8 protein-coding genes are annotated in these 11,461 nt (G+C 67.9%); all 8 read left to right on the top strand.

What is annotated here, in order from left to right; translation table 11 throughout:
* Positions 1-295 precede the first annotated feature (295 nt).
* On the top strand, positions 296-1,954 hold the full coding sequence (locus tag ACFFIA_RS28390; RefSeq protein WP_377256211.1) for an ABC transporter substrate-binding protein: 1,659 nt from the start codon (positions 296-298) through the stop codon (positions 1,952-1,954).
* Positions 1,915-2,946 carry an ABC transporter permease gene (locus ACFFIA_RS28385; protein WP_377256208.1) on the top strand — a complete coding sequence of 344 codons (1,032 nt, stop codon included), beginning with the start codon at positions 1,915-1,917 and terminating at the stop codon, positions 2,944-2,946. The genes ACFFIA_RS28390 and ACFFIA_RS28385 overlap by 40 nt, the downstream gene beginning before the upstream one ends.
* Before the next feature lie 112 nt (positions 2,947-3,058).
* Positions 3,059-3,808, top strand: a complete 750-nt coding sequence (locus ACFFIA_RS28380; protein WP_377256205.1) for an ABC transporter permease — start codon at positions 3,059-3,061, stop codon at positions 3,806-3,808.
* Positions 3,805-5,610 (top strand): dipeptide ABC transporter ATP-binding protein, encoded by a 1,806-nt coding sequence (locus tag ACFFIA_RS28375; RefSeq protein WP_377256202.1) that lies wholly within the window; start codon positions 3,805-3,807, stop codon positions 5,608-5,610. The genes ACFFIA_RS28380 and ACFFIA_RS28375 overlap by 4 nt, the downstream gene beginning before the upstream one ends.
* A gap of 73 nt (positions 5,611-5,683) precedes the next feature.
* Complete coding sequence (locus tag ACFFIA_RS28370; RefSeq protein ID WP_377256199.1) at positions 5,684-6,646, top strand: alpha/beta hydrolase fold domain-containing protein; 963 nt, start codon at positions 5,684-5,686, stop codon at positions 6,644-6,646.
* Positions 6,643-8,451: a gamma-glutamyltransferase family protein gene (locus ACFFIA_RS28365; RefSeq protein ID WP_377256197.1), complete on the top strand. Its 1,809-nt coding sequence runs from the start codon at positions 6,643-6,645 to the stop codon at positions 8,449-8,451. The genes ACFFIA_RS28370 and ACFFIA_RS28365 overlap by 4 nt, the downstream gene beginning before the upstream one ends.
* Before the next feature lie 227 nt (positions 8,452-8,678).
* Entirely contained in the window at positions 8,679-9,389 is a 711-nt protein-coding gene (locus tag ACFFIA_RS28360; RefSeq protein WP_377256195.1) for a GntR family transcriptional regulator, read from the top strand.
* 485 nt (positions 9,390-9,874) lie between these two features.
* Positions 9,875-11,428 (top strand): long-chain-fatty-acid--CoA ligase, encoded by a 1,554-nt coding sequence (locus tag ACFFIA_RS28355; RefSeq protein ID WP_377256192.1) that lies wholly within the window; start codon positions 9,875-9,877, stop codon positions 11,426-11,428.
* Positions 11,429-11,461 lie beyond the last annotated feature (33 nt).

Raw genomic sequence — 11,461 nt, 5'->3', positions numbered from 1 at the left:
ACGGCCGTGTCTTCCGGATTGCGGTTGAGGGCGGGCTGATGCTGTTGCGCTGCTGGTGGCGGTGCGGGTGGACGGTGGTGGGTGTCCGCCGGGCGATCCTGTTGTCTTTCTCCGGGATGCCCCTGCGGGACGCTCCGACCCGTGAGGTACTGCGGTTGCCGCGTGCGCTGTGTGCCTGCTGAGCGGGCGAGGAAGTCCAAACGCTTGCGACGGGTGCGACCGCGAGACACGTGCGAGGCACGCGTGCTCGACATCTTCACAGAAATGTGACGCGAACCTGGAGACAAACAATTGGATGCAAGATAGCGTCCCTGACATCCGTAACCCTTCGGCCAGGTGGGGGACCATGACAACTAGAGGTGGACGCATCCTTCCCGGACTCGTTGGAGTGGGAGTGATCGCGGCGCTGGCGCTCGCCACCACCGCGTGCGCCGCCAGCGGCGGCGCCAATAAGAGCAAGTCGGTGAGCATGCTCACCACGGTCCTGCCCCCGGTCCTCGACCCGCGGCAGTCCAGCAGCCTCGCAAGCGGTTCGCTCCTCATCGCGCTCGAGCCGCTGCTCCGGTACCACGACGGCAAGTTCGAGCCGCTGCTGGCCTCTGTCGTCGAGACCCCCGACCCGACGACCTACGTCCTCACGATCCGCGACGGAGTCACGTTCTGGGACGGATCGCCGTTCACGGCCGAGGACGCGGCATTCTCCATCAGCCTGCACGTCGGCGCCGACTCGGAGTCGGTCAACGCCGCGCTGTTCACCCAGGTGAAGTCGGTCGAAGTCACCGGCGACGACAAGGCCACTGTCTCACTCAGTGCACCCGACCCGCAGTTCACCGCGGCTCTCGCCCAGATCGGCATGGTCTCGAAGGCCTTCTACGACAAGAACGGCACGCGTGTCGGTACCCGGGACGTGCTCAACCTGGGCACCGGTCCGTACAAGTTCGCCGCCTTCAGCCCCACCCGCGAGGTCACGCTCGAAGCCAACGACGGCTACTGGGGCGAGGGCAAGCCGGCGCTCGAGAACGTCAAGCTCGGAGTGATCAGTGACGACGCGGCCCGCATGAACGCGTTGCAGTCCGCCGAATACGACGGCATGCTCAACGTCCCGCTGCCGCAGGTCGCCTCCATCGGCGGCCTGCCCAACATGCGGATCGCGGACAGCGCCGACCTGTCCGTGTACAAGTTCAACCTCAACGTCGAGACCAAGCCGTGGAACGACATCCATCTGCGGCGTGCTTTCCAGATGGCACTGAACCGTGGGGCGATCGTCCAGGGAGCGCTCGGCGGCAACGCGGAACTCGCTCCGACCGTCGTCCCCGAGTCGGTCATGGACGCTCTGGCCGGCGAGGAGGCCACCAGAGCCGCCTACACCAAGCTCGGCAATGACATCGTTTTCGACCTCGACGCCGCACGGAACGAGATCGCGCAGTCCTCATCTCCGGCCGGCGTGTCTGCGGAGGTGCTGGTCACCGGCAGTGACCCCACTCTTGGCCTCATCGTCCAGACGGCCGCCCAGGATCTCGCCAAGATCGGAATCAAGCTCCAGGTGCGCGAGGTCGACGACCAGACGTACTACAGCGCGGTGTACTTCGGTCGCGAGACCGACGGCGTCTCGATCGACATGTTCAGCGGCAGCACGCCCGACGCGTCCAATTTGCCGATGTACGTCATCAACGGGGCCAACACCGCCATCGCCGGAGGATCGGGGACCAACATCTCCGACTACGTCAACCCAGCCGTCGATGCCCGGCTCAACGACAGCCAGAAGCTCGCCGTCGACGACCCGCGGCGCGGCGCGTTGCTTCTTGAGGCCCTCACGCTCGCCCAGGCTGACGTGCCCTACGTGCCGATCGCATTCCCCAAGGTGTTCGTCGCCGCCCGGAACGGTCTCGACGCCGCGTCCGCGGGCACCTTCTGGTGGATGTCGCGGTGGCCCGATGCTTTGGTGGCCGCGTGAGCCGGACCGGCCGTGGGAGTGCTGGGCCGAACTCGGTCGGCTCGGCACTCCGTTTCCTCGGCGGACGCCTCTTGGGCGGTGTGGCGGTCCTCCTGGTCGTGTCGTTCGCGCTCTTCGCCCTGATCCATGCCGCGCCGGGCGGTGCCGAGCAGGCGCTGGCGGGGCCGTATGCGTCAGCTGAGCAACGGCAGGCGATCCGCGAGACCCATCGCCTCGACGACCCCCTGCTGACGCAGTACGGGCACTATGTGCGGTCGTTGGTGACCCTCGACTTCGGCGACTCCTTCCTCATGCGTGAGCCGGTCTCCGACTCCCTGGGGCGGGCTGCCGCCATCACGCTGCCGCTCCTGCTGAGCGCCTGGGGACTGGCGATGATCGGAGGAATCGCCCTCGGTCTGCTGGCGGCCACCCACCGGGACGGCGTGGTCGATCGCTGGGTGAGTAGCACCGTCGTGATTGGCGCGAGCACTCCGATGTTCGCCACCGCGATCCTGCTGACCTGGTTGTTCGGCGTGAAGCTCGGCTGGTTTCCGACCGTGGGGAGTGGAGAAGGCGGGATCGACACCCTCCGTCACCTGGTCCTACCCACGGTTGCGATGGCCGCGGTGCTTCTTGCCTCGGCGACGCGAGTCACGCGGTCGGCGGTCATGGACGTATTCGACTCAGACCATGTGACCTTCGCTCGATCCCGAGGCGTCAGCTCCCGGCGCATCCTGTGGAACGACGTTCTGCGCAACGCCGCCGTCCCCATCGTGACCCAGGCCGGAGGGCTGCTGATCGCGCTCACCGGCGGCCTGGTGGTCGTAGAGTCCGTCTTCGGATTCGACGGCATCGGCTCACTGCTGACCAACGCCATCAGCGCCCGTGACATCCCCGTGGTCCAGGCGGTCACGCTGGCCCTCGCCGCCGCCATCGTCCTCATCAACCTCGCGGTCGACATCGCCGTCTTCGGACTCGACCCGCGCGTCCGAAGGGGGAAAGGCCGTGGCTGACCGACCAGCCGCGCTGCCGCACCGCACCAAGCGATGGCCTCGAATGCGCCGCCGGCAGGCTCCCGTGCTAGTGATCTTCGCATCGTGCATCCTCGTGGCCGCGGCGGGTTTGATGATCTTCCCGGGTGTCGCTCCGCACGATCCCGACTTCATCGATGGCGCTGTCGCGCTCCAGGGCCCGAGTCCGCAGCACTGGCTCGGCACGGACAACCTCGGTCGAGACGTCTTCTCGCGGGTCGTGGCCGGTGCGCGCACAGGTCTCCTCGGCCCGTTGATGCTGGCCCTCGGCACCACGATCCTCGCGACCCTCGTCGCGGTCGTCGCCGGCTACGTCGGCGGACAGGTCGACGCGGCGACCGGACGGGTCATCGATGTCCTCTACGCCGTGCCGCCGATGGTGGTGGCCATCGTGCTCGTCGGCATCACCGGCGGCGGCTGGTGGACCGCGCTCGGCGTGCTCCTGGTCTTCGGCCTGCCCATCAACATCCGACTGCTGCGGTCCGCGGTGATCGTCAGGGCACGCCTGCCCTACATCGAGGCCGCACGCACCTCGGGCCTTTCCGCCCCCCGGATCATGGTGTTCCACCTGATTCCCACGATCGCGTCGTTCCTCGTGGCCGTCTTCTTCCTGACGTTCACCTACGGGATCGTCGACCTCTCGGCCCTGTCCTTCCTAGGCCTGGGAGTTCCGCCTGGATCGTCCGACTGGGGCCGAATGATCGCGGAGAACCGGGCGTACCTGTTCCAGAACGCCGGGGCGACGGTCGGCCCGACCATCGCGGTCGTGCTCGTCGCGGTCTCCGCCAACGTCGTCGGCGACTGGATCTACTCCCGCTACGAGTCCCACGGAAGGACGCGATGAGCGCCAACACTGCTCACCCTGAGCCGACGCGTCCTGCCCTCGCCGTCAGCGGCCTGACGGTCCGCGGCCCGCGCGCGGGAGCGACGGCGCGGATCGTCGAGGACGTCTCCCTGACCGTCGCACCCGGCGAGGCGGTTGCCATCGTGGGTGAGTCCGGCAGCGGCAAGTCCATCACCGCCCGTGCGATCCTCGACCTGCTCCCGCACGGGTTGGAGAGCGAGGGCACCGTCGAACTGGGCGGTGAGAAGACCTCCGAACTCGCCGGTCGCCAGCTTCGCGAACTTCGCGGCGCACGGATCGCGATGATCATGCAGGACCCGTTCACCACACTGAATCCGCTGCACCGGATCCGCGACATCGTGTGCGAGACGCTGCGCACCCCCGACGGGAAGCGGCTCGGACGCGGCGAACGACGCCGCGAGGCGGTACGCCGCCTCGCCGAGGTCGGCATCGAGGCCCCAGGCGTCGCCGACGCCTACCCGTTCGAGCTTTCCGGCGGCATGCGGCAACGGGTCGGCATCGCCGCGGCGATCGCCGAGGATCCGCTGGTGCTGATCGCCGACGAGCCGACCACTGCGCTGGACGTGACCACCCAGGGCGAGATCCTCGCACTGCTGGACCGACTGCGCGAGACACATCGGATGGCGCTGCTGCTGATCACCCACGACCTCCGAGTCGCGGCCAGCGCCTGTGACCGCGTCTACGTCATGTACGCCGGCCAGGTGGTAGAGGAACTTCCGGCGGACCGGCTCCTCAACGCTGCGCGACACCCCTACGCCGCCCGGCTGGCCACCGCGGACCCGCCGCTGGACCGCCGCGTCGAGGCGTTGCCCAGCATCGCCGGATCAGTTCCCGCACCCGGCGGTTGGCCGCACGGGTGCCGGTTCGCGCCCCGTTGCGGATGGGCCACCTCGGCCTGTACGACCGAACCGGTCGGGCTGACCACCCTCGAAGCCGGCCACAAGGTCCGATGCGCGCGCGTGGGCGAGCACCTCGACCTCACGCACACCGATGACTTGGTCGAGGTCGTGCCCGGGCCGGCGCCCACTGGCGAACCCATCATCGTCCTGCGCGAGGTGACGAAGCGGTACGGGCACAAGCTCGCTGTCGACGCGGTCGACCTGGAGGTCCACGCGGGCGAGAGCGTCGGCATCGTCGGTGAGTCCGGGTCGGGAAAGACGAGTGTGGCCCGGATGATCATAGGCCTGGAGTCGGTGACGTCGGGATCGCTCGAGGTCTGCGGCATCAACGTCGCCGCCCCGAAGCTGGGACGCAGCGACTGGGCGACCGTGCGCTCCACCGTGCAGATGGCCTTCCAGGATCCGTCCTCGACGTTGAACCCAGCGCGCACCGTCGGCAGCACGATCGCGGAGACGCTCCGGCTCGTCGACGTGCCCGACCGGCAGGCCCGGACCGCCGAGCTGCTGGAGATGGTCGGCCTCGATGCCGGGTACGCGATTCGCCGCCCCAAGCAGCTGTCCGGGGGAGAGCGGCAGCGGGTCGCGATCGCTCGGGCCCTTGCGCGCGACCCACGTGTCCTGCTGTGCGACGAGGTGGTTTCGGCCCTCGACGTGTCCGTCCAGGCGCACGTGCTCAACCTTCTCAACGATCTGCGACGCAGCCTCGGGATCTCGCTGGTCTTCATCACACACGACCTTGCCGTCGTACGTCAGATCGCCGACCGGGTCTACGTCATGAAATCGGGCAAGGTCGTGGAGCACGGACTCGCCGACGACGTCCTTTCCCGCCCACGGCACCCGTATACGCGATCGCTCATCGCATCGGTCCCCGCCAACGCCTGACATTTCAAGACCCGCCGCCCTACGGGCCTCCACCGGCCCTTCAACAGCTCTCCGCCTTCATAGAGAGGACGTCGTGAAGCCCATCCAGTTCAGCGCCGCGCTCCCCGAGGTCGACGTGATTCCGTACACGGTCGTCGACCCGCGGCTGGTCGAACCCGTCGCGGTCCACGTCCTCGACGGCGCCACCTCCTACCTGAACGTCGCGATCGGCATGCACAGCGGATGGCGACCGCTGCGCGTCGACGTCCACCTTCCCGCCAGCGGCGACGGCCCGTTTCCCGTCGTCGTCTACGCCCACGGCGGCGCCTTCGTAGGCGGCGTCAAGGAGATGGGCCCCTGGGGCAGCCTCCCGGGCCGCGGCATCGCCGTCGTCTCCGTCGAATATCGCCTCGCCGGCGAGGCCCGCTATCCCGAGACGGTCGAAGACATCGTCACCGCCATCCGATGGGTGCGCGCACACGCCGGCGACTACCGCCTCGATCCCGAGCGAGTCGCGGGATGGGGGAGCTCGGCCGGTGGATACCTCATGGGCAGAGCCGCCGTCAGCGCAGGCATGACCGCCGGGCGCCAGCTTCCCGAACTCGCCGGGTACAGCGCCGCGCTCTCCGCAGTCGTGCTTCACTACGCGGCCAGCGACCTGAGCGAGATCGTCGCCCTCGCCAAGTCAGATCCGGCACTGAAGGACCGGGTCGGCCCGAATATCGATCTCATCTACGGTCGCAACCTCGACTCCGACGACCTGTCCGCCGTCATCGAGCACGGCTCCGTGCTGCGCGCCGTCTCCGCCGCCGCGCAGCTACCGGCTTTTCTCCTCGCACATGGTGGTGCCGACCGAACCGTGCCGGTGGAACAGAGCATCCGGTTGCGGGACGCCGTCCGAGCACGGGGAGGCTACTGCGAACTCACAGTCGTGCCCGGCGAGGACCACGCCACCGCCGTGTTCGCGGAGCCGGAGATCGTCGACCCCACGATCGAGTTCCTGTTCGCCGTCTGGGCAGGGCAGTTGCCTCCGACGACGGACGGAGCGCAGCCATGAGCAACGACACCTTCCGTGCGCCCCAGTTCCTGGCCCGTCCCGCGATCACCGGATCGTTCGGTGTTTCCGCCTCCACCCACTGGATCGCATCGTCGGTAGCGCAGTCCGTCCTGGAACGTGGGGGCAACGCCTTCGACGCCGCCACGTCCGCCGCGTTCGTCCTCCACGTCGTCGAACCCCACCTCAACGGGCCGGGCGGCGACCTCGTGGCGCTGATCGCACCCGCCGGAGGACCCGTCGAGGTCCTGTGCGGGCAAGGCCCAGCCCCGGCCCTCGCGACCATCGACCACTTCCGTGCTGAGGGCCTGGCGTCCGTGCCCGGAGCGGGAGCCCTGGCCGCCGCGGTGCCCGGTGCGGTCGACGCCTGGCTGCTGCTGCTGCGAGACCACGGCAGCTGGGAGCTTGAGGACGTCCTCTCCTATGCGATCCACTACGCGGAGGCCGGGCATCCGGTCCTGGCAAACACGTGCGTGGTGATCGATCAGGTACGCGACCTGTTCGTGGCGCACTGGCCCACGTCCGCGCACCTCTGGCTCCGAGACGGTGCGGCACCGTCCCCTGGAGACCTGGTCACCAGTCCCGCCTACGCACGGACGCTTCGCCGGCTGCTGGCCGAGAGCGCAGGTGCCCCGGATCGGCGCACACGGATCGACGCGGCCCGAACGGCATGGGGACAGGGGTTCGTCGCGGAGGCTATCGAGCGGTTCGTCGCCGACGTCCCGCACCGCCATGCCACCGGCGGGGACCACCATGGCGTCCTCACCGCTGCCGACATGGCAGCGTACGCCGCACACTTCGAGCCCGCCCTGTCGGTCACGTTCCGCGGCCGCCGAGTGCACAAGGCCGGCCCCTGGACCCAAGGGCCGGCGCTGCTGCAAGCCCTCAGGATCCTCGACGGGTTCGAAGACGACGAGCTCGATCTCGACACCGCACCAGGCATCCACCGTGTCGTCGAGGCACTGAAGCTGGCGATGGCCGACCGCGACGCGTACTACGGCGACGGGCTCGATCCCGAGGCGCTCACGGTGTTGCTGTCAGCGGAGTACGCCAAGCAACGACGTGAGCTTATCGGGCCGCGTAGCTCCTGGGAGCTGCGACCGGGGTCGTTCGCCGGGCTGCCTCGGCCCTATCGCCCGGCCCTCGCCGCATCGACCGGCACAGCGACCGCCACCGGGTCCGCGACGGTCGGTGAGCCGACCGTCCGAGTCACCGGCGAGACCCAAGGCGACACCTGCCACATCGACGTCATCGACAGGTGGGGGAACGCGATCTCAGCGACACCCTCCGGCGGCTGGCTACAGTCCTCGCCCGCGGTACCCGAGCTGGGGTTCTGCCTCGGTACCCGACTCCAGATGACCCACCTGGACCCGGCGAGCCCGTCAGCCCTGGCACCCGGCCGGCGTCCCAGGACCACGCTGACGCCCACCATCGTGACGACCGAGGAGTCGATCACCGCACTCGGCAGCCCTGGCGGCGATCAACAGGACCAGTGGCAGCTGGTGTACCTGCTCCGCACCCTGGTCGGCCGGTTCGGCTCCCAGCAGGCGATCGAGGCGCCGATGTTCCACACCACCAGCTTCCCGGGCAGCTTCTGGCCACGAAGCTGGGACCCGGGAGGCCTGGTCATCGAGGACCGGATCGGCCAAGCCGTCCTCGCGGACCTCGATGGTATGGGGCACGCCGTGCAGCGCGCCGGAAGTTGGGCGCTCGGCCGACTGTCGTCGGTGCACCTCGAACGCGCCGAGGGACGCATCATCGGCGCAGCCAACCCCCGCGGTGCCCAGGGGTACGCGGTTGGCCGATGACGATCCATTCCGTGCCGTCGAACGCGCCTGCACCGCACCCGCCATCCACGGGGTGGTCGGCGAGCCCTCCGCAGACCATGGGCATAGCCGCACGGCTATCCGGAACAGGAAGCTACGGAGCGTCGACGCCGAGGCCGAAGTCCAGATTGGATGCAAGCCCGGTAGTATTTGCACCACAATCGACAGGACGCCGTTGCCGGCCGTTCCAGGTGGGAGGAGGGCCTGAGATGGCTGACGAATCGGTACTCGACGGGGAGCTCGCCGCTCAAGGCGCATCCATGAGCGACCAGTTGGTCGCCGTGTTGCAGCGCCGAGTCATCGCCGGCGAGGTGCCGATCGGCACCTGGCTGCGACACGAGGCGCTCGCCGAGGAGTTTGGAGTCAGTCGCACCCCGGTTCGAGAAGCGCTGCGAATCCTGGCCGTACAGGGATTCGTCACCATTGTTCCCAACCGGGGTGCCCGGGTCAACGGACTCTCGGGGCATGACATCAGGGAGATCGGGCAGGTGCGAGGCGAGCTCGAAGGGCTCGCCGCCGCGCTGGCCTGTGATCGCATCAACGACGAGCAGACCGAGCGGATGACCCATTCATGGGACGCGTTCCGCGAGTCGCTCGACCAGCCACAGGACCTCCAGGCCGAACGATGGATGCGCGCCAACGACGAGTTCCACTCGGTCATCCTCGAAGCCGCAGGCAACCATCACCTCACGCTCACGATCCGTGAGCTTCGGCGGCGGCTTCCGCACAACATCTCCTTCGCCATATATACCGGCAACTCGAGGCTGATCAAGAAGAACCTCGCCGAGCACGAGGCGATCGCCACCGCGATCCTGGAGCAGGATCACGAGCTCGCGCGCCGCCTGATGTCAGAGCACATCCGCAACGCGAACGACGCGATCGCATACTGGGTGGACAAGAACACCGCCCAGGCTCCCTGAGGCCGCCAGACGAGTGATTCGTGCGCCCGGCACCACGCTGTCCAGGGATCTTTCGCGGTCGAGGTTCGCGGCCTTCCGTTGCGGTTCGCTTCTGGTGTGGCAGAGGGGGAGCTGCCGCGATGCCCGTCGTGCTCCTGGCCGTTGCTCCCGCGGCCTCGCCCTCCGCGTCGCCACGATCGCGACCCGGCCCAACGTGGGCCTCGGACCGGCATTCTGTGGATCTTGGGTCCGCGAGAGCCGCCAGCACGGGCGCCACGTGAGCCGTTGAGACCACACCCCGAGGCTGGGCGGTCAGGAGTTGGATTCGAGCACCGCGGCCCGCATTCCATCATGCTTAGATTGCATCCGATCCTTGTGTTGTTAAGTGCACATGAACTACGGTGACGATTGACACCCGGGTCTGCCGGTGTGGCTTCCAGGTTGTCGAATGCGGCGTTGCGTCTGTCAGCCGCGTATCCAGACTCATCTCTTGATCGGAAGCTGCTGTGACGAATCTTGCGACGCTGTTGGAGTCGGCTGCGACGAACTATCCCGACCGCACCGCCATCGTGGCCGGCGTGCGCCGCTGGTCCTACCGGCAGCTCGACGAGGAGGCGAACCGAGTAGCCAACCTCCTGACCGCGCACGGGATCGGGCGCGACGACAAGGTGGCGGTGACCGCTCCGAACATTCCAGAGTTCACCGCGATCTACTTCGGCATTCTCAAGGTCGGCGGGGTCGTCGTCCCGCTCAACATCCTCTTCAAGGGACGCGAGTACGCATACCACCTGCGCGAGGCCGACGTGCGGGTGTTCTTCGCGTTTGAGAGCGGCGGTGAGGTGCCCATGGGGGCAGAGGCGCGCGCCGGCTTCGAGCAGGTAGAGGGGTGCCGGCACTTCTTCAGTGTTTCTCCCGGCCGCACCGACGATGTCCCCGACGACGACTTCCACGTTGCCGTCGGGAGCCTGCCCCGCACGTTCGACTCCGCGGCCATGGCCGACGACGATTCCGCGGTCATCCTTTTCACCTCGGGCACTACAGGCCAGCCCAAGGGAGCGGAGCTCCGGCACGACAGCCTCCGCCTCAACGCACTGGCAGCCCGCGACCTCTACAACGCCGATCCCGATCGCCCCGACACATACCTGTGCGTCCTGCCGCTGTTTCACTCCTTCGGCCAGACCGCCATCCAGAACGCGGCCGCCGGCTTCGGCGGCACCGTGGTGCTCATGCCGCGGTTCGAGCCGCGCGCCGCACTCCAGCTCCTCGTCGACGAGGGAGTCACGGTGTTCGGTGGAGTGCCCACGATGTACTGGGCACTGCTCGCCGAACTCGAAGCCCACAACGACGCCTCGGTCGACGTCGAGGCAATCGCCGGTCGCCTGCGGGTCGCGATCTCCGGCGGTGCAGCGCTTCCCGGGCAGATCCATCGCGCCTTCAAGGAGAAGATCGGCGTAACCATCATCGAGGGGTACGGACTGTCGGAGACCTCGCCCGGCGCGGCGTTCTCGCCCTGGGGCGCCAGCCCTCGAATCGGTTCGATCGGCAAGCCGATCCCCGGGGTCGAGATGAAGCTGGTCAATCCCGACTGGACCGACGTCGCCGAAGGGCCCGAGGCCATCGGCGAGATCGCGATCCGCGGGTACAACGTGATGAAGGGGTACTACAAGCGGCCGGCCGAGACCGCGGAGGTCCTCAAGGACGGCTGGTTCCGAACCGGCGACCTTGGCCGAAAGGACAGCGACGGCTACTACTACATCGTCGACCGCCTGAAGGACATGGTTATCCGAGGTGGCTTCAACGTGTACCCACGCGAGATCGAAGAAGTGCTGATCACCCACCCGGCCGTGTCCCTGGTCGCGGTCGTCGGTGTGCCACATCCCTCCCATGGGGAGGAGATCAAGGCCGTGGTGGTAAAGAACCCCGGCGACCAGACCTCCGAGGAGGAGCTCATCGTGTGGTCGAAGGGCCAGCTGGCGGCCTACAAATACCCCCGGATCGTTGAGTTCAGGGACTCGCTGCCGACGACGAGCACTGGCAAGATCCTCAAGCGCGAGATCTAGGGCAGATCTGTGACGACGACACCAGTGAGGCAG

The organism is Phytohabitans kaempferiae (assembly GCF_042433955.1).
Classification (GTDB): domain Bacteria; phylum Actinomycetota; class Actinomycetes; order Mycobacteriales; family Micromonosporaceae; genus Phytohabitans; species Phytohabitans kaempferiae.
The sequence above is the reverse complement of the archived record's forward strand: the minus strand, read 5'-3'. Positions and strand labels throughout refer to the sequence as shown.

Coding starts and splice junctions, on each gene's coding strand:
- ACFFIA_RS28390 (WP_377256211.1), top strand. CDS start 296: ATGCAAGATAGCGTCCCTGACATCCGTAACCCTTCGGCCAGGTGGGGG.
- ACFFIA_RS28380 (WP_377256205.1), top strand. CDS start 3,059: ATGATCTTCCCGGGTGTCGCTCCGCACGATCCCGACTTCATCGATGGC.
- ACFFIA_RS28375 (WP_377256202.1), top strand. CDS start 3,805: ATGAGCGCCAACACTGCTCACCCTGAGCCGACGCGTCCTGCCCTCGCC.
- ACFFIA_RS28365 (WP_377256197.1), top strand. CDS start 6,643: ATGAGCAACGACACCTTCCGTGCGCCCCAGTTCCTGGCCCGTCCCGCG.
- ACFFIA_RS28360 (WP_377256195.1), top strand. CDS start 8,679: ATGGCTGACGAATCGGTACTCGACGGGGAGCTCGCCGCTCAAGGCGCA.